The 19,579-nt window shown below is 43.3% G+C and carries 14 protein-coding genes; 1 reads left to right on the top strand and 13 read right to left on the bottom strand.

From position 1 onward, the window contains the following. Nucleotides 1-74: 74 nt before the first annotated feature. Both AM500_RS05115 and AM500_RS05110 read right to left on the bottom strand, forming a co-directional pair. A complete protein-coding gene (locus AM500_RS05115; protein WP_053598256.1) occupies nucleotides 75-1,235 on the bottom strand; it encodes a coiled-coil domain-containing protein in 1,161 nt (386 codons plus the stop codon). A 6-nt stretch (nucleotides 1,236-1,241) separates the two neighbouring features. Beyond that, entirely contained in the window at nucleotides 1,242-2,807 is a 1,566-nt protein-coding gene (locus tag AM500_RS05110; RefSeq protein ID WP_053598255.1) for a hypothetical protein, read from the bottom strand. Between the two features lie 525 nt (nucleotides 2,808-3,332). Here AM500_RS05110 and AM500_RS05105 point away from each other — a divergent pair. Continuing rightward, a complete protein-coding gene (locus tag AM500_RS05105) occupies nucleotides 3,333-4,556 on the top strand; it encodes a hypothetical protein (protein WP_053598254.1) in 1,224 nt (407 codons plus the stop codon). A 365-nt stretch (nucleotides 4,557-4,921) separates the two neighbouring features. Here the strand turns inward: AM500_RS05105 and AM500_RS05100 are convergent, their stop codons facing one another. The 11 genes from AM500_RS05100 to AM500_RS05045 form a co-directional block, all read right to left on the bottom strand. Next, nucleotides 4,922-5,362, bottom strand: a complete 441-nt coding sequence (locus AM500_RS05100; RefSeq protein ID WP_331457424.1) for a DMT family transporter — start codon at nucleotides 5,360-5,362, stop codon at nucleotides 4,922-4,924. Between the two features lie 224 nt (nucleotides 5,363-5,586). Beyond that, nucleotides 5,587-6,543 carry a carbamate kinase gene (arcC, locus tag AM500_RS05095; protein ID WP_053598253.1) on the bottom strand — a complete coding sequence of 319 codons (957 nt, stop codon included), beginning with the start codon at nucleotides 6,541-6,543 and terminating at the stop codon, nucleotides 5,587-5,589. A gap of 6 nt (nucleotides 6,544-6,549) precedes the next feature. Further along, nucleotides 6,550-7,974 (bottom strand): YlbE family protein, encoded by a 1,425-nt coding sequence (locus AM500_RS05090; protein ID WP_053598252.1) that lies wholly within the window; start codon nucleotides 7,972-7,974, stop codon nucleotides 6,550-6,552. A gap of 13 nt (nucleotides 7,975-7,987) precedes the next feature. Continuing rightward, nucleotides 7,988-9,529, bottom strand: a complete 1,542-nt coding sequence (fdrA, locus tag AM500_RS05085; RefSeq protein ID WP_053598251.1) for an acyl-CoA synthetase FdrA — start codon at nucleotides 9,527-9,529, stop codon at nucleotides 7,988-7,990. Next, nucleotides 9,489-10,466, bottom strand: coding sequence for an oxamate carbamoyltransferase subunit AllH family protein (locus AM500_RS05080; RefSeq protein WP_053598250.1), 978 nt, complete (start codon nucleotides 10,464-10,466; stop codon nucleotides 9,489-9,491). The genes fdrA and AM500_RS05080 overlap by 41 nt, the downstream gene beginning before the upstream one ends. A 1-nt stretch (nucleotide 10,467) precedes the next feature. Then, nucleotides 10,468-11,778, bottom strand: coding sequence for a nucleobase:cation symporter-2 family protein (locus AM500_RS05075; protein WP_082347141.1), 1,311 nt, complete (start codon nucleotides 11,776-11,778; stop codon nucleotides 10,468-10,470). A 70-nt stretch (nucleotides 11,779-11,848) separates the two neighbouring features. Continuing rightward, entirely contained in the window at nucleotides 11,849-12,952 is a 1,104-nt protein-coding gene (locus tag AM500_RS05070) for a cyanuric acid amidohydrolase (RefSeq protein WP_053598248.1), read from the bottom strand. A 40-nt stretch (nucleotides 12,953-12,992) separates the two neighbouring features. Next, the gene (locus AM500_RS05065) at nucleotides 12,993-14,228 is read right to left on the bottom strand and encodes a hypothetical protein (RefSeq protein WP_053598247.1); all 1,236 of its coding nucleotides are present in this window, start codon (nucleotides 14,226-14,228) and stop codon (nucleotides 12,993-12,995) included. A 210-nt stretch (nucleotides 14,229-14,438) separates the two neighbouring features. Beyond that, the gene (locus AM500_RS05060; protein WP_231688158.1) at nucleotides 14,439-16,052 is read right to left on the bottom strand and encodes a PucR family transcriptional regulator; all 1,614 of its coding nucleotides are present in this window, start codon (nucleotides 16,050-16,052) and stop codon (nucleotides 14,439-14,441) included. 417 nt (nucleotides 16,053-16,469) lie between these two features. After that, nucleotides 16,470-17,798, bottom strand: a complete 1,329-nt coding sequence (locus AM500_RS05050; RefSeq protein ID WP_053598244.1) for an amidohydrolase — start codon at nucleotides 17,796-17,798, stop codon at nucleotides 16,470-16,472. After that, nucleotides 17,795-19,507 carry an adenine deaminase C-terminal domain-containing protein gene (locus AM500_RS05045; RefSeq protein WP_053598243.1) on the bottom strand — a complete coding sequence of 571 codons (1,713 nt, stop codon included), beginning with the start codon at nucleotides 19,505-19,507 and terminating at the stop codon, nucleotides 17,795-17,797. Before AM500_RS05045 ends, AM500_RS05050 begins: the two co-directional genes overlap by 4 nt. Nucleotides 19,508-19,579: the final 72 nt, after the last annotated feature.

The raw sequence follows: 19,579 nt of genomic DNA, 5'->3' as shown, positions 1-19,579 counted from the left end.
ATAAGGTGACAGCCTCTCTTAAGATAGAAAAACCACAAGGACCGGTCCCATGACTTCCCAAGCTCATCCGTGGCTCACAAAAAAGCCACTAAAACGGTCCCCACTGCTCCGATTACCGCGATGGCCGTTGTGATTCTTAGTGATATGGCATTTGCTTTGGTGTCTAATGCCTTTTTCAAATTGATTACTTCGTTATTAAGGGCGGTTGTTTGTTGCTGTTGTGTATCGATAGTTTTGATGCTGTTTTTTATTTGTTCATTTAGGTCTTTGTTTTGTACATGGAGATTGTCTAATTGTTCTTCATGCTTTTTGATACTTTCAAAAAGTGTCTCTAATTGTTCTGTATGGAGCTTGTTTACTTCTGCTTGAGACTCCAACCTCTTCTCTAAATTTCCACTAATCTCCGCATGTACCTTTAGCTGCGCACTATGTTGGCTATCTATCTCAGCTTGCGCTTGTAATTTCTTTTCAAGTATTTTGTCGTTCTTGGCTTGAATTTTTAGCTGGTCTTCGTGCAGTTTGTTAAGCTTTGCTTGAGCATGTAATTGTTCACTATGATGCTTGCCAAGGCTTGCTTGAGCCTCCAACTTCTCTTCAAATCTTTCATTTGTCTCTGCATAATTCTCTAGCTGCGCACTGTGCCACCTATCAATCTCTGCCTGGTCTTGCAACTGAAGATCTATGTCTTTCAGTGTCATTTCATGATTTTTGGTCGTTTTAGAGAGAATCTCTAGTTTGTTCAGTATATCTTCTTGGTCCTTTAACTGCTTGACAACTGACATTAATTCTTGTCGAGCTAATTCAGATAATTCTTCCTGGGAGGCACCTTTGAGCTTCATCTCGAGTTCACGAACAACAAGCCGGTTACTCGTAATATTACTGACACCCAGCCCAAATAAATACTTAGATACTTCAGCAAGTTTTGTTTGGAATTCAAATGAAATCTTTTGTGCTTCAGCGCCTGACGTGACCGCCTTTGCTAAATCCACTCCTGCCGATTGCAATTCCTCAATCGCAACTTTTTTCTTTCCAAACCCAGCTGACATATTTTTTGCACTAATTGCAGATTCCTTTGCTGAAGCAGCAGCTTTCATTGCTTTTTTAACGCTTGTATCAAGCTCGTTGAGTTTACTAATCTGTCCTTGAATAACTTGGGGTAAATCATTATCGTTAAAACCTGATAAACCGGATCGTACTATGTCATCAGAATCCAATACAATTAATTCAGTGCTCAAGTTTCATTACCCCCACTTTAGAATATCGCTGATGTCTTCAATTAAACCGGGATTATGCTTAGTAATTCCCTGTCTGTATTCGCCTATGTTATGCATCGATTTCCTGTTATCTTCCCAAGCCACTATAAAAATCTTCGTCGTCTCTTCCATCATTTCAATAGCTTCATTAATCGTTTTTTCTGTTGTTTCCGCCGCTATCCAGGCATCCGCTTGCAAATAGTAAACCTGGGCATTCATCAAGTGCAATTGTTCACTCAGCATAGCGATTCTCGTATTTCGAAGTTTATTTTGTTTCATTCCCATTGTGGCATCAGTTCCAACAGCAATTGCAAATCTACCGACTCCAACAAAGTTCACTCTCAAGATAAATTCTTTCGCGAACAGTGCTAGATTTCCACCTGATTTAAGGCCACCCCGTATGGCCGCATCACCTAAATCAATAAGCGTAAAAGTTCCTGTTGCAATCGTAAGCATTCTAACAATGGTGCGATTCTTGAAGGGTATGATTTTATCCAAGTCCACTCGGTCCAAATCCCTGAGCCGTCTTATATCTTTCTGTTTTATCTCCATCGTAAGTCTGCGAATGAAGTAAAATCCGCGCACTATGCATTCGTTTATAATAACAGGGATTGCCTGGCGGCCGAGCTCATACGCAACTCCCAACTCTGCCCGCAAGTCGAACCTAACCTGCTCAGTAATTTTGCCGTTTGAGTCCCGTTTAGCAAGCAGCGTGCCATTGAACAACTTGGAAATCCACACGGAAAGACTGTGGTCGCCCATCGTGATATTTTTGAAAAAAGGAAGTACAGATAATTCCTTTGCAAGCGAAAGCAAAGGTCCTGGTAGGCCTGTTCCCTTACCAGCAAATGAACTTGACCCCGCCATATCACTCACAATATGAAAAAACCAGTATACAGCCCCAAACAAAATCTTTTGGGGAATATCCTTTCCTATTAATGTAGTGTTTTTTACATTAACGATTTTAAACAGTCCATCCGTATCAGTACCGTATGCTTTTCCTGTAAATTGAGTAAGTAACGAAAACAAAAGACCAACCGGAGTCGGGTGGTGAGCAAAATCTCGCAAATGATGCTGCAATCCACCGCCAAACTCGCTTGTGTTACTATCACTTGGTGCACCGAAACCATTTTCAAGGCTTCTTATTGCACCTTGAAGATCATCACCTTCGTAACCTTGCGATTTTGCTATCTTCACTACAAATTCATTTACCTTATTAGTGCTCCAATCTTTACCACGTTCTAAGCTAAACTCGCCAACCCAAAAAGAATCTATGATTCCCGCAAGTACACCGCTACCTACAGCAACCATATAGTCAATACCATCTGAATGATCGGTAAGTTTATCAATGTCCTTGTTCAATTCTTCTAGTCTTTTATTATTAGAAGATAAAATTCCGTTAACTTCATTGAGTCCTTCTTTAATAGCTTTTTGCCTTGAATCAAGGTATTCTGCTTGATTAGCCGGTACTACAGGCTCAACCTCAAATTCAACCTCGAATTCATCTTCAACTATTTTTATCTCTGGAAATTTTATGATTTTCGCTTGCTTCATCTCTGAATCAACACCTTTTTCTATTAAAACTAACCCGCATCCGAAACCGCGAAATATTTACCACTATAGTTAAATAATAGAATATTTTAATCTAAAGTACCATAGCATACGATATTGTCTGTCCGGGTATTGACGAATGAAATGACTATGTAAAAATACCCAAGAAAAACAGGTACCAAGTATGCTTAACCCATCAATAGTTATGCGCGAATTTAGTGTTACCCGTTTTGTATGTTAGTCCAATGCCAGCTGATTTGTTAATCCTTATGTTAAACTTTCCAATCTCGTGAAAGGCCAGGAACTGCAGTCCACCTGAACCAGTAATGACAAGACTTTACACATTTTTCTCTGCCCTTATTATATAAATATCTATCTATCTATTTTTCGGTATTTTTAATAAAAGGTTTAAAAAGTAACATGAACCTAAACATCCCCCTACTCCAACTCAATCAAAAAAAATCTCCCGCCTTAGTGAACTATTCATAGACATACGATAAAATAGTTCTATAAATATAGAGGAAAATCATGGGGGAAAAGAAAATGCATGACTTATTAACTAGAATCCAAGAAGATTTTTTTGTGGAGATGGTATGGATTATACTAGGTTTTGTTCTCACTAGTGCCACTCTTCTTGGACGTTGGCTATATAAAAAGTATCAAACGAAGCAAACCCATAAAAAAATCTCTAAGTTGAAACCTATTACGGAAAAGGATTTAAATATTATTAGTATTGGAAATGCTATGCCGCATTATGAAAAGATTACTGTGGAGCACTCCAACAAAAAGCTTTTTATAGATTTTCCTGAAGAGCTGAAGGAAGAAATTGCGAAGAAGGTTAAAAAAGATATTGATCCAAAAAAGAACCCATACATATTTCATCCTGATCGGTCATTTAATGGGCAGGGAAACTTTAATGATATTATTGCCGAAACTGGCATTGCCAATTTGGGAGATTTGATTGAAAAACATAGACGCATTGTTGCGCATGACTTTCTCGAAAAAAAGAATGGTGCTTACTTCAACGGAAAAAAATATGGTGTTTATTCGATTGATAGTCATGGAAGATTGGGAGAGGAAGAAGCATCAGTATTAGAAATATGTGTGTTTGACACAGACTATTTCACACATAAAGTTTTCCGTTCTATTTATAACGAGCTTAAAAAAGAAAACCATCCAATTTCCACGGTTGAACGAGAAAATATATCTAAATATAAAGCCTTTACTACTTCTCTTGGAATAAACGCCTATGTCTTTACTGATTCTCCTTCTGGAGAGTCGATCCTTATTAGCAGAAGATCCTCAGCTGCCAGTGAAACTAGAGGTCAAAAACCTTATAACAGTACAATTATGGAAGGCTTGTCACAAACAGATAAAGACATACAAACAGGAGAAATCAGTGTAGAGGATTGCTTATTTAGAGGATTATATGAAGAATTGGGTGTTCCGTTGAAGTTTCATAAGGATAATCATACAGAGGTCTTTTTTCATGATATCTTCCTTGAAAGAAACTTTTTTGAAATTGGCCTAACAGCTAAGGTAAAAATGAATGCTAACTATGAACAGGACATCGAGCCTTTGGTGGGACAGGATAAGGCGCTTGAAATCGACGAAATTGTACCACTTCCTTTTAAAGGTCCAGAACTTAATAGGTTCATTTCCAATCATACCTTTATGAAACAAGGTCTTTATACATTAAGTATGGTAGCTATAAGGAAACAAATCGTTCTCAAGCAACAGAAAGGGAGATAAAGCCAAAGGGTTTAATGTACCTTTCAAAAATTGCGCTTGATAACTTTCCATGGTCAACGAACCTTAAGATCAATTGCGGGGCGATTAACCTTGTAATTAAACAATACACCAATCCCCATCTAGCAAAGGGTGGCGATTGGTGTATCTTATTGAATCTTCAGCGTACTACCTGCAACCCAGAATTATTCACTCTCTATTATTAGAAACGCAATTATGTTGTCTACTAATCCCCCTTGGTGTCCTCAATAACATCCTGTTGAACATTCATTCTGTGAACAAGAAAAAACGAGTGGTGCCAGGAACTCCACTCGTGAAACATCTCTTTTGAAATAAAAAAACCGGGAAGTGACAGGCACCTAAATATCTTAGCTTTTTCGAAAAAACATGTACAGGGCAGCGATCAACAGGAGGATCCCAATCCCCCGGTTAAGGGTAAAAGGTACTTGCTTGCCTCCAAACCAGCCATAATGATCAATGATGGAACTAATTAAGATTTGCCCAGCAATCACAAACACAAGCGATGTAGTGACTTCTACATTTGCTACAATAATCACCATAATAAAAATGTAAAAAGCCCCTATTACCCCTCCTGCAAGCTGCCATTTCGGTACATTGCCTACTGCCAACAGGTTTCCCTTTCCAAGGAAAAGAGTTGTCACTCCCAATAAAAAGGTTCCGATAAGAAAGGACACCAATGAGGCTTCGAGGGAACCGATACTTTTGCCTAGTTTTCCATTAATGCTTACCTGAAGTCCAACCGATATCCCGCCAATTAAAGCTAGAAGTAAAAATAACAATCTGATCATACTAATACGTCTCCTTCTACTAAACGTCGTATAAATGTGCAACGTGGGTTTGTTTCCATAAAGGTTTGCGGCTACCAGGGACACCCATCAGGCTCCCAGTCTTGTACAACACCAAGGCAGGCCAAGAAACTCAGTCCCTTTCTTTTCCTCTTCCATAACAAAAAGGCAGGGTGCATGAGTTGAAAAACAACTCATGCACCCGCCTGGCCAGTCTTGTTCCTTGCCTAAAAATGTAGTGAAGGAGAGCTGCTGTTTTTGTAGAAGGTGGTGCCGGTTTTCCCAAGAATGGCTTCCTTTGCCTTTTCGAGGGAGGAAATGACTGCTTTTCTTCCTGGCTTAGATTCGACGAAGCGAATGGCAGATTGAACTTTTGGGAGCATGCTTCCTGGCGGGAATTGTCCTTCTTCAATCCACATTTTCGCTTCCTCTACGGAAATGTACTCCAGGTCCTTCTGATCGGGTTTTCCATAATTGACTGCGACCCTTTCAACCGCAGTGAGGATAAATAAATAATCAAGATCAAGCTCTTCTGCGATTTTCTCACTGGCCGAGTCTTTATCAATGACCGCCTGAACCCCTTTCAGCGTCATTCCTTCCTCAACGACAGGGATTCCGCCGCCTCCAACTGTAATGACGACATGCCCTTTTTTAAGAAGGTCCTTCACTGCTTCAGCCTCAACAACCTTGACAGGTACCGGTGAGGGAATAACAACCCTATAGCCTCTGCCCGAATCTTCAACCAGCTTCAAGCCCTCCGACTCAAGCCTGTCCGCCTCTTCCTTCGTATAAAATACGCCAATCGGTTTCGTCGGATTTTGAAAAGCCTGGTCGCCCTTGTCGACGACGACCTGGGTTACGAGGGAGACAACACTTTTCTGGATATTCCTGGCCTGCAGCTCTTCTCTGATCGCGTTTTGCAAGTGGAAACCGATGTAGCCCTGGCTCATGGCCACGCATTCTGCCATCGGAACGGTCGGGATTGTCGGATTCTGGCTTGAAGCAATCTCTATTGCTTTATGAATCATACCAACCTGGGGTCCATTGCCATGGGCAATGACTATTTCATGTCCTTGCTCAATTAAATCCACAATTGGGCGGGCAGCATCCCCAACCAGATCCAATTGTTCTCTCGGACTGTTCCCTAACGCATTTCCGCCTAGGGCAATCATGATTTTGCTCACTATATTCTAAACCCCCTGGTAATAGTTTTCCTCAAAGCTGAGCAGAGCTTTTTCAAAGCAGGCGAAAGGCGGATTGACTATACCTGCGCCAACTTGGCCAATACCCGCCACTTTATGTGCCATCCCCGTATTGATGACAGGAAGGATTCCGGTGGCAATCACCTTCCTTATGTCAATTCCGAGTGCGGTCCCTCTAAAATCTAGATTTGGGATTGAATAGTTTGTATTTTCACTGACTGTTATTTCATACATTTGGTTGCTGTAATCAAGCGCGTCTTCCACCACTCCGCCGACGAACTGTACAATCGCCGGTGCTCCACCCATTGCAAAGCCGCCAATTCCAATCGTTTCGGTAATGGCGCTGTCACCAAGGTCCGGTGCGGCGTCTGCTTTTGTGAAGCCAGGGAACATAAGGCCCTCGACGATGTTAGCCGGCGCGGTAAACCATTGGTTTTGGCCCATACCGCTCACACGGATGCCAAATTCAACTCCGTTCCTAGCCATCGTTGTCACAACAGTTGAATTCGAAATTCCATGTCCCGCTTCCAAAGCTGCCTTGCAGGCTGGCATGGAAAGGTTCAAGAAGTAGTGTTCATTGTTCTTAATAAAAGCTGTTGCTTCTTTAATGTCCTGTTTTTCAATGTCTGCTTCAAGGAAATAGTGGGCAATCTCTTTAAAGAACAGACTGGTGGCCGCTTTATTCCGGTTGTGGCATTCATCGCCCATATGAAGCGCTTGAGCAATTATCGCCTTAATATCAATTCCGCCTGAGAGTAGCAGAGCTTTTTTCAAAGCAGGCATAAAGATTTTCTCAATCCACTTTAAGCGGTCAATCACCTCCGCGGAAAAAGCGCCGAACCGAAGTACCTTTCCAAGTCCTTCATTGACTGTGCAATACGTCTTGTTTCCATGCACCTTATTCTCAATGATATGGACAGGCATTGATGGTGAAATGATTCCGGCCATTGGGCCGACAGCAGAATGCTCATTACATGGGGAAAAATCAATTTCCCCCGATGCGGCCAGATTCCGTGCCGATTCCTCGTCACTCGCTAACCCTTCGTATAATAAAGCGCCAATCACCGCACCTTGCATCGGTCCGCACATATTTTCCCATTTTACCGGCGGGCCGGCATGGAGTATTTTTCTCGCATGCATGCCTGGTATTACATTGATCGCCTGGTCAATATCTATTAGAATCGGGTGCGCATCCTTTATCCTGCGGACTGCTTCTTCATTGGCAGCGTCAATCTCTTCACGGTTCGCAAGCTGGTCTAAGGCGTTCACAAGCTCGATTTTCCCTCCGGCAGGCGGCTGCCAGTCGACTTGGATCGATTCTACCCGTTGAAGGTCCAAATCCTCCTTGAACTTCGATGTTCCGATGTTGACTACTTTCAGAGGCTGAGTAAATAGTTTAGTTGCATCTGTCATGACTTTCTCCTCCTTATCGAATGAGCGCCGCGGCTAGCAGAGTTGCTTCTTCGTTACTTCTGGCGACAAAGACTCCGGCCTCGGAAAGCATTCTTTCCTGCTGCTCGTATTGTTGTTTATCCAGCGGGGTGCCAAGGATGTAGGCGATTACCGGGAGGTGGCGATTGTCTTTTTCAGCAAGGACCTGTGCTTTCTTGATGGTTTCGATGGTTTCGCCGACAGGATCTTCATGCGACCCATAGCCCAGTTCGAAATCGAGAAGCAAGACTGCTGTTGCCGGATCGGCCGCTTCCTGGATAATTCTTTTATTTCTCAGTGAAGGCTCAATCATCGGATGCGGCCTTCCGACTGTAAAGACATCATCACCAAGGTCCAATAACGTATTGCCGCTGCTTGTTGTCGGGTCTTGCAGCTTTTCTTCCTTTTTCTTTGCGACATTGCTCTTTAAATTGCTTGTATATCTCCGTAAAATGGCCAGCGATTCTGCTGTCAAGGTTCCGCCGCAGAACAGCCCTCTGACAAACTGCTGGGATGCAGCCAATTGGGCTTTCGTTTCCAACAGCCACTTGTCGTGCCTTACATCGGTTTCTTTCTGAATGGAAAATTCCGGATCAGAAAGTTTGACTGCAGCCTTTGCCGCCTCAAATAAAGTCGAGGCGAATACGGCTCCGGCCTTCTCTGCTTCGCTTGCTTCACCGTCAATAAAACAAACCACAACCGGCTTAGCGGATTCTTTTACTACTGCAAGGATTTTTTCCTGAACAACGGGTGCCGGCGGCTTGGAGATGAGCACAATCACATTCGTCGCATCGTCGTTTAAAAGCGCATTCACGCCCTGAAGCATCATCGTTCCGCCTATGCTCTCCTGAAGATCACGTCCACCTGTACCGATTGCCTGCGAAATGCCATAGCCGAGCCTGTTAATTTGGACCGTAACTTCCTGCAGACCTGTACCAGAGGCACCTACCAGCCCGATGTTGCCTCTTTTGACTTCGTTGGCAAAGCAAAGTCCGGAATGATTGATAATGGCTGTCCCGCAATCCGGACCCATGACGAACAAACCTCGTTCACTGGCATAATCCTTAAGGAATTTCTCGTCTTCAATGGAAACATTGTCGCTGAATAACATAACATGCATGCCTTGCTCGAGCGCCTGCCTGGCTTCTCTCGCTGCAAATTCCCCTGGGACGGATATGACGGCCATATTTGCTTCGGGCATTTCGGCGACTGCGGCATTGATGGTTTTGACACGTTTGGCTCCGCCGCCTTTTTTCGTATTTTTCTTGGAGGTCAATTGTTCTTGAATCAATTCAATCGTTTCTTCAAGAAGGCTTTCATCCTCAGCTTTTACAGCGATAATTAAATCACTTTCGGACGCTTCGTTTACTTCTTCCGTCATCATTCCTACATTTTCAAGAAGCTCCTTGTTCATGGCGGTTGCCATGGAAACGATTGCTTCATTTATTCCTTCCTGCTGCTGGATTTTTCCAGACAGGGACATTAAGGTGACAGAATCATAATAAGAGTTTTTCTTTATAATCACTTTGACTGCCATTCTGATCCTCCTCGATGGTAATGAAAAATGCGTATGCAATACCCGCCAAAAGGTCTGTTCCGGAACTAGATCCGATTTCAGCAATCCTTCTAAGCGGTCGTTCGATAGATTGATAACCGCTGGCCGTCTGGGAATGAGTCGCTTCGTACAAGCTCGCTACCGTTTCATTCACTCGTCCTTCCAAGGCATGCTTTAACATAAAATAACTGACCGTTGTCGTCCTCTTCCTGCTAAACTCAATCAATTCCTCAAAATGGCCCTTAATCATTTCATAAAGCGGGTGCTTCAATGTATAAAGTGCCGATACGAAACCAGTGACAAAATCATCCCCCGAAGGAGTCAGGCCCGGGCCGAGTCCAATGAAGCCTTTTAATGCCAGAATGATCCTTCCAGCATCCTTGCTTTGAAGTGCTCGTTTAAAGCAGCACAAGGCAGAGTGCAGGGCTTTTTCATAAAAAGAAGAAGGACTATCGCATAAGCCCAACTGCTTTTCAATCACTCGTTTAAAGCCGCCTTCCTTCCCCTCAGTGGAAATGAACTCAACCAGATTCGAACAAATTGGCTTTAAGCCTGACTGGACCCCACGGCTTTGTTTTAAATTCATACTATCCAACAGGTTAACTCGGTTTAAAGAAAAGCCTGGGTCCCCATGTACTTGGATTCTGTGTTCATAAGGGTGATAGAAAACAGGCAGCCCAGGCTCTATGCAAAGGTTAAGCATATCAATATTTTCTTCCAGGACAATTGTATCGGGACTGGCGGGAATTCGCTTATTGACAATGGAAATGAGGCGCTTCCTGTCGGCTCCTAGGACATTGAATACATTCGTATATACGCTATGGATACTCCCGAGTTGAAAGACCGTCGAAGCGGATGCAATGTCCGCGAAAAGCCTTCTGTCTATTGCGGAGGCATTATACAAGTTTCTCCCTGCCATGCTACTTCGCCTCGACAGCTTCACTGGCAGGCTCTTTAGGGATTAGCTTATTCAGCAAAACAGCTGTAAAGCCTCCCACTGCGACACCAGAGTGCAAGATGAGTGCCAAATCTTCAGGAATTTGGCCTAGCGCTCCTTCAGGCGCCATACCGAAGCCCAATCCAAGTGCGAGGGACGTGGAAAATATGATAATTTCCCTCTGCCCCATCTTTCCTGATTCACTCAATTGGGCAATCCCTGATGTAACAATCGAACCGAACATAATCATCGATGCCCCGCCTAATACTGGTGCGGGCATACCTGCGATGATTGCCGAAAACTTCGGGATCAGGCCAAGCAGAACAAGGACAATTCCGGCAGCGGCAACCGCATATCGGCTGGCGACTCTCGTAATATTGATGACACCAATATTCTGAGCAAAACAAGTCAGCGAGAAGCCGTTAAAGATTGGGGCTATGACCGACATAACACCGTCAACGCTGATGGCACCCGTCAATTCCTTCTTCGTAATCTCTTTCTTCACTGCAGCTCCTGTACCGTACGTATTCCCAATACTCTCAAGAACTGCCGCCATTTGTGCTACGAATAAAGTGACAATGGCCGAGAAAGAAAACGTAGGCATCCCGAAGTGAAACAATTCAGGTACTGCTACCCATTCTGCTTTTGCTAGGTGGTCCAAATCCAGGATTCCAAACATGGCGGAAGCAATATAGCCAACTGCGATGGAAATGACAACCGAAAAAGAAGAAATCAATCCTTTTTTCGACTGTGAAGTAACGATTAGCAATACTAAAACAAGGCCCCCAATCAGGTAACTGGTGGAGGTTCCAAACAATTCCCCGCTGCCCCCAGCAAGCCAGTTGAAACCCTTTGGAAGCAGCCCGATGCCTATCAGGCAAACGACCGTTCCTGTCACTAGAGGCGGGATGAGCTTTTGAAGCTTTCCCAAAAAGAAACTTAAAACGAACGCGATGACTCCGCAAACCATAGCGGCTCCCATTATTGCCTGGATGCCATACTGGGAACCTACACTGATGCTAGGCGCTATAAAAACAAACGCGGACCCCATGCAGATTGGCAGCTTCGCCCCGATTTTCCATAAACCAAGACATTGAATCAGGGTTCCTATCCCACTTGTTAATAAACTTCCTTGAACCAGGATTGTAATTTGGTCACTCGGCAGATTCAGGGCAGCACCAACAATCAACGGGACTGCAACAAGGCCCGAAAATAACGCCAGGACATGCTGAATCCCGAATAAAAAAAGGGATGGTATTGGCGGTTTTTCTTCAATTCCGACAAACTTCTTCATATGTCCACCTCTTATTTGTCTGATGGAGGAGGACATATGATGTCATATATCCCCCAATTATTTTTAGTTTCTATGCTCTTGCAATAACAGCGACAGGTCCGCCGCCATCAGGACCCTGGTGTTCGGCTCCACCAGACACGTATACCATCGGGTCTTTAGTTAGGGTCGCAATCGCTGCGTTTACAACTGCACGGGCTGACCTTGTATGATTAATATCTGAATCATCAACCATCGGATTCCTTCTTCCCCTGCATGTTCCATAGGAAGCTGCTTCGGCTTTAGCAAACACATTGATGATCTTCTCAAGTTCTGCGTGGGACGGGCAGCACTGGAACTCTAGCCCCGCACCCTTCATCGCTTCTTTTACCGCTTCAGTATCGATGGCATCCTTCATGACAGAGTGTCCGATCACCAACTCGCTCGCGGAGGAGGTTGAATTGCCTATAACAATGATTTCGTCTTTAACGAGTTCAACACCGGCAGAAGTGGAAGCGACGCCGGAATAGAGATCCCAGTCATGGCATATAACTTCATTGGAAAGCTGTTCTTCGGTCACTTCACCCAATGCGAGCGCGACGCCCAGAGCAGATGCTCCGCGGGAGTATGCCATTGACTTATACGTATCGTTTGTGGAAACATCCTTGCCGCGGCTTCTTGCCTCTTCGATTCTTTCCGCTGTCAACAGAGGGCACTTGATTTGGACAAAGTGGACATCCTCAGCACTTTCAATCTTTGCATCAGCCATCGCTTTCTTGACAGTTTCTGCTACCTCAAGCACCTGCTCCATTCTGCCAATTTCTTCAGGACGGAAATCCCGTGTAAATCCAATACCTGCAGCCAGGCGTTTTTCTCCTGTAATGACAACGTCCACTTCACTTTTCGTGAAGACTGTCAGGTGCGGCGACATGATTCCTTCGGTACCGCCTGACATGATAAAGGCAATCTTCTGCTGTACTTCCTTTACAGAAAGGCCAAGTGTTTCAGCAAGGTAAAAGGACAGTGATTGAGTGGCAAACCCGCGTGTAAAGTCGTTGACACAGCCATTCCCTTCTGTTTTTCCAAGAACACAGATAATATCGTTTGGATTGATTTCACCGCTGTCAATCAGCTTTTGCAGGCCTTTGATATCATCCGGTGAACTTGTAGGAACCCTGAATACATCTACTTTTTGCATGTTGTTTTCCTCCCAAAATTATAAATTTATAATAAGGACCTTATACAAACAGTCCAACTATACATAAGATTATCGCCAGTCCTATCATATAAGGGGCATTGAATTTAATGATAGAAGGCATATCCGTCTTGAAGGATTGCGATAGTGAAGCTACATTAATCTGGACCGGGCTCATTTGTGTCCCTAACCCAATAGCCAGGGCCGCCACTCCCAATTGGATCAGTGAAAGCTCAGACTCTACTAATATAGGCATAATTAATGTACTGACCCCTACGCTATAGCCACCCGCCGGTATGGCAATCAAGAAAGTGATTAAAATGGCTGTCGGGACTGTAATGAACTCCGGGGCCATCTTGATGAACCCGGCAATATAGGTAAACGTGCCGATTTTGGCAAGAATGTTGATGAATCCAAGGAATATACCAATCGCAAACAACTTTGTTAAAAGAAACGCTGAATTCTGGACCAAATCTTCGGAAATTTCATCGATTGGCCTCTTTGTTAAAATAATGGCAATTACTAGAGTACTAATCATATTAAATACTGGTGTAAATAAGGCGTAGTCCCCAATCAACGCGTTTAAGTATTTGCCTGCTACCACGACAATCAAGAAATATAGAGGTGCGACCGCCCGTAATGCCAATGTTTTAGTAGGAATGGGCTCAGCCGTTTCCTCTTTTAAAATTGAACCGCGTTTCCAGGTGCCAATTCCCGCAATAGCAATGGCGATAATCCACATGACCACCGTAAACGGCAGCATCGTATCACTATACTGGGCAATCTCGACCCCGGCTATTTTGGAAATGGCCGCGGCATCCGCTCCGGAAGGGGAAGTCATGAAGCTTGCGGCTGTCCCGATTGCCATCCCCGCAACAACCTGCGGAACAACGCCTAGTATCGCAAACGCCAGCGGTCCGGTAACCATCGTATTTCCCGCTCCCAAACCGGCCGCATACGTAGCCAGGGATTGAATCAAGACAATAATCATGGCAATGAGGTACTGCCTATCCCCGATTACCTTTCGGCTCAGACGGAGCAGGGCATCAAAGCCACCTGTCTTAGCGATGACCAGTGCAGTCGCAGAGTAAATGACCGGAGTAATGATACTCGTCATGCCAGGTATAGTATCGTTGATAATTTTACTTGCATCAGCCAACCCTACTTGGCCAATGATCATGGCTGTTATGCCGCCGAAAATACCCGCGACCAGCATATGCTTATTTTTCAGCATCAGGATAAGCATGACTAATAAAGGCAAAAGCACTAATGCATCCAATTAAAAGCCTCCTCGTTGAAACAATTATGTAAGCACTTACAAGTTGATTATATTTGTTAGCTGTTGAACAAGATATGTAAGATGTCTACAAAAAGAGGAGGCTTTTTTTATCACTTTTTATCATTCATTTAGGTTATCTTTTATCCTGTAAACTCAAAAAATGCCATTCATCAGAATGACATTTCGCATTTATATGCAAAACCGGGAAGGTCACTCCTCGGCCATTGTTAAATACATATTAATTTTATAGGCAAGGGCCAATTCGGCCAAGTCGAACCCATTGTTAAAATCAATCCCCGATTCTCGTAACTTATCAATCCTGTATCTTAGGGTATTGTAATGAATGAATAATTCTTTGGATGTTTTTTGCAGGTTGAAGTTATTCTTAATCAAACATGAAAGCATCTCCACCATGTCCGAATCGTGCAAATTTACAAGCACTCCCAGCTTCGAATTCACATATTCTTCCAGAGATGCGCGGTCATCGATGAGATGGATGAGTTTGTATACACCCAGCTCCTGATAGCTTTTAATAAACGGCTGATGCTGATTAAGGACCTTGAACACTCTTGTAGCAACCTTGGTCTCTTCATAAGCAGCCTTTAAATCAGGCAGCCTTTCTACCATCCTTGAAACTGAAATGCCTAAAGTATATTTGGATTGATAATATTTCAACAGGCTTTCGCATGCCGCCTTAATCCGTTCATCTTTCTTATTTTCAAACACCACACTGATAAAGCAAATCAGACCATCATCATAGTGGACCACTTTGCATTTTTGAATCGGGAGGTCTAGTTTTTCGGATATAATCCGCTCCACCATTTCCAAATCCTTCATCTGGCTATAAAACTGTTTTTTCCTGTTATCATCCTGGCTCAGCTCTTCAATATTCAGGAGAACGACAGGAAAATCAAAATCCCACTTGAAAATTTTTGACTTTTGAATAACTTTAATCTGTGATTTAATCTTTTGGTTCAATATATCCCGTACAAAGGAATCAAGATGACTTCTTTCCCTCTGCAATACCGCCTGCTCCTTCTGGAATAAGAAGGCTGACAGGAGGGAGGCCTGTTCCAGTGCCACTTTGATATTTGAGAGATCGTTCCCGGAAGATGGCAAAGCAATAAAATAGCCTAAACAATCACGCCCGGCAATGATGGAGTTTGTAATATAATCATCTACTGCCAATTCCCTATCATTAATCTGGATGGTAAAAGACCGCTGGCTGCTGTAGAACGTTCCATTCCCGCCAGTACCCTGAATTCTGAATTGCTGAATTTTTATCGAACTGGTAATTAATTCATTGACTTCATTGATTAAAAGGACCGGAGCTTTAATTATTTCAGAAAGGGTGAAAACGAGCTTCTCTAAATCCGCACCTTCGAGCAATAAACTAATCAGCTTATTATGGACGTCATCCCTGAATTCCAGCATCGTATTCTTTTTGTCCAGAAGGGTTTCTAGGATGCCATTGCTTAATAGGGACAGATTTGCATTATCAGCCAAAAGCAAAACAGGAAGGCCCAATTCGTTAGCCTGGTCAATCATAAGCTGAGGAATTTCATCTATGTATCTACCTATTTTAATTCCCAATCCAGAAATCTCCAGTTCGACCAATTTAGGCAGGAAACTCTCCAACGCAATTTTATCATGCGCAATTGGATATAAAGTCGTTAGTAAAAAACCATTCTGATCGATAAATGCATAAATGTCCGGCACTTCCATGAAATAGACATTGTTCACTCTTCTGTGCAACCCTGCTTCACCAGCAATAATCTTAACTCCTTTGAAGCTCTCCAGGGCCAGAATATCCTTTACTGTCACCTCCAATTGGCTTCCCTCCTTTAATTTGTCTTTTGAAAGATTCACAGAGGTTTCATTAATATTCTTTCTAAAATGGTAACACATTCAATTAGGACCCATGAGTTTCTACGTCAAATAACTTGAAATTATCACAAACCCATAAGATTTCTTCACATGCTTTATTCTTTCCGCACTATTGAAGAAGATCAACTTATTTTTTTCCACTTTCAATCCCAATCAGCATTTCTTTTACCGTCAAACCTAGTTCAAATTAAATTTCTAGCCATGCCTTTTGCCCCAATCCTTCTCACTCTACCTTTGAAACACCTTACTGTGAAACAGAAAAATCGGGTGGTGACTGGCACTCAACCCGAAAATCATCCTGTGAAACATCCGTCTGTGCATACAAGGAAAACCGGGAAGTGACAGGCACCTCCCCTACCCCTCCATCGCCTCCAATGCTTTTTTCCTAAATCCGCATTCTTCCATAGCCCCAGCAAGCTCTGCTCTTAATTCTGCTACATCAAATTCAACTAGTTTTTTATCTGCAACTACCTGCTTACCACCGATGAATACGTCTCTTACATTTGAAGCATTGGCTGAGTACACTAACGCAGAATACGGGTCAAATATAGGGAACATATTTACTGAGTCAGTTTCTATCAAGATGAAATCAGCCTGTTTTCCTGTTTCGATTGAGCCGATTTTCTCCTCCAGGCCTAAAACCTCCGCCCCACCCATTGTCGCTAACTTGACAATTTCTTCTGCTGGAAATGCACTGCGGTCCTTTAAATATGTTTTATGGAAGTTGGCAAACAATCTCATTTGGCTGAATAAATCCAGTGTATTGCCGCTGCTTGGGCCATCTGTTCCCAAGCCGACCGTTATACCAGCAGATAACAAATCTCGGACACGAGCTACTCCTTTGGCAGATTTCGTATTAGCCCCGATACAATGAGCCACTTTCACATCATATTTCTTTAACAGCTCAATATCATGGTCTGACAAATGAATACAGTGTGCAGCAACGAGCCTTGGGCTCAAGACGCCGATCTCCTCTAAAAATTCTATTGGAGTTTGACCGCGTTCTTCACGGTATTTTTCCATCTCGAAATCCATTTCACTCACATGCATCATCCACGGCACATTGTATTGTTGAGACAAACGTCCGGCTTTTTGAAGCACTTCAATGGTATTCGAATAGGGTGCATGCGGTGCTACTGATGCAGTGATTCTGCTATTTCCTTGCCACTTCGGGATAAACTGTTCAGCGTATTCCAATCCGCCCATTGGCTCCGGGACATCTACCGTTATTGAATCGAGAACCGTTTCTGCTAAAAGAGCACGGCTATTCATTTCCTCTGCTGCAACCGCCAAGTGATGCTCAAAATAATACATATCAAAGAAGGTCGTTACACCGGCAAGCTGCATTTCAGCAATCGCATATCTTCCACTCGTGTAGGCTAATTGTTCGTTCATACATTCATTTTCTAATGGAAATAAAAAACGGCGCAACCGATCTGGATAGTCATCACCTAAAGAACGGAAGGGAATCATGCCAATATGTGTATGTGTATTGACCATACCTGGCAGCAAAATAGCACTTTTGGCATCAAAGCATTGGTCGTATGGGATATCCTCAGGCAATGAATCCATGGCGCCAACATCAGCAAAGGTTTCCCCGTCCACTACTAAATAGCCATTTTGAAATTGCTCCATTTGTTCATTTATCGTTAAAATCCAGGCATTTTTGATGAGTGTTCTCACATTTGTTCCCCCTCTACCAATGGGATGAGCACTTGAGAACGCACATTCATCATTCCTTTGTCGGTAATTTTAATAATAGGCGAGACTGGAAGCGATAAAGTGGAGAAGGACATGATTTCATTGCTGTTGCGATATCCTAACTCAACCATTGCTTGGCGAACTTCCTTTAATTGTGCACCCAGTTCTTGTATCGGTGCATCGCTGATAATGCCGCCAACCTGTAATGGGCAAACTGCTTGTACCTTTCCGGCCTGTACAACGACATATCCACCCTGCATGTCCAATAATTCGTTTTGTGCGATTACGGTATCTTCCGCACTCGTTCCCATTACCATTAAATTATGATGATCATGAGCCCAAGTTGTGGCAACGGCTCCTTTTTCTGTTAGAGCATTTTCGACAAAACCATAGGCGATATCTCCGGTTTTCCCATAGCGCTCCATTACAATAATCAAGGCCAACCCACTATTCTCCCAATCCAAAATTCCATCGACAACTCTTACTTCCCGCTGAACATGTTCAGTAAATGTGCCCACTTCAGAAATTTGGATCACGTTGACTAAGGCCTTTTCAGATGCTTTCACCTTAATACGCAAGTCCTCTGATGTTAAAGGACGACATTGGAGAGATTGATAAAAATGCTCAGGAAAAGTAGGTTTCTCAGTTGGATACCTGAACTCATTTCCTTTTTCATGCACCAATTTGCCATCCTTATAAACCGCGGCAATGTCCATGCTTTTAACGTCATCCAATAACATGAAGTCAGCTTTAAAGCCAGGGATTATCGCACCGCGGTCCTGGAATCCCATCCTTCTGGCAGGCGTATAAGTCGCGCAGTATAGTGCCTGTTCTGCTGGCATTCCGCATGAAATCGCCAAACGCACATTTGCATTCAAGTGCCCTTCGAGTAAATCGTCTGCCATAATATCGTCGGTAATGATGGCTACATATTCATAAAACTGATTTTCAACAATCACCTGTATATTTTCCGTTGTAATCGACTTCTTTTGCAGCTCCAAAAACATCCCGCTCGAGACTTTCTCATAAATCGATTCGGGCGACTGGTGGGTATGGTCAGCCGTTAGGCCTGCATATAAAAATTTCGCCAAGTCCAATTCAGAAACGCGCGGGATATGGCCTTCCAAAGGCATAAATGGCCTCTCCGTTTGAACCACATGTAGGATTTGCCGAATCAAAGAATCGGGTTCATTAACAATTCCATTGAAGTTCATCGCTTCCCCAAGCGCAATGACTTTAGGATGCTGCAAGAGCCTTTTCACTTCTTCAACCCCAATAAAGCCCCCAGTGGTTTCCAGTTCTGGCGTAGTTGAAGGGACGGAAGAAGGAATCGCAAAGAAAATATCCATGGTACTAGGCTGGGAGAAGAACGCCTCCAGACCCTCCATCCCAAAAACATTCGCAATCTCATGAGCGTCAGCAACAACAGTTGTTACTCCGTGTGCTAAGGCGGCACCCGAAAAAATAGAAGGTGAAGTCATCGAGCTTTCAATATGCATATGGATATCCATTAATCCTGGAACCATATACTGATTTTTTGCATCCACCACTTTTGCAGCCTCTATATCCTCAAACTCTCCAGCCTTCAAGTAGTAAAATTTATCATCAATAATAGAAACATTTTTCGCTTCAAACTTCTTTGTAAACGTGTTAAAAACCTGGGCATTTTTTATTACTAAATCGACTTGCATGTATATGTCCCTCCATCCTGCGTTTCATGGTAAAAGAGAAAAAAGGCCAAGAATCATTCTTAGCCTTTCTCC

This window comes from Bacillus sp. FJAT-18017 (assembly GCF_001278805.1).
Taxonomy (GTDB): domain Bacteria; phylum Bacillota; class Bacilli; order Bacillales; family Cytobacillaceae; genus Bacillus_D.
Note: the sequence above shows the minus strand (reverse complement) of the source record. Positions and strands in the feature narration are given on the sequence as shown.

Coding starts and splice junctions, on each gene's coding strand:
- AM500_RS05045 (WP_053598243.1), bottom strand. CDS start 19,507: ATGCAAGTCGATTTAGTAATAAAAAATGCCCAGGTTTTTAACACGTTT.
- AM500_RS05090 (WP_053598252.1), bottom strand. CDS start 7,974: ATGACAGATGCAACTAAACTATTTACTCAGCCTCTGAAAGTAGTCAAC.
- AM500_RS05100 (WP_331457424.1), bottom strand. CDS start 5,362: ATGATCAGATTGTTATTTTTACTTCTAGCTTTAATTGGCGGGATATCG.
- AM500_RS05080 (WP_053598250.1), bottom strand. CDS start 10,466: ATGGCAGGGAGAAACTTGTATAATGCCTCCGCAATAGACAGAAGGCTT.
- AM500_RS05110 (WP_053598255.1), bottom strand. CDS start 2,807: ATGAAGCAAGCGAAAATCATAAAATTTCCAGAGATAAAAATAGTTGAA.
- fdrA (WP_053598251.1), bottom strand. CDS start 9,529: ATGGCAGTCAAAGTGATTATAAAGAAAAACTCTTATTATGATTCTGTC.
- AM500_RS05075 (WP_082347141.1), bottom strand. CDS start 11,778: ATGAAGAAGTTTGTCGGAATTGAAGAAAAACCGCCAATACCATCCCTT.
- AM500_RS05070 (WP_053598248.1), bottom strand. CDS start 12,952: ATGCAAAAAGTAGATGTATTCAGGGTTCCTACAAGTTCACCGGATGAT.
- AM500_RS05105 (WP_053598254.1), top strand. CDS start 3,333: ATGGGGGAAAAGAAAATGCATGACTTATTAACTAGAATCCAAGAAGAT.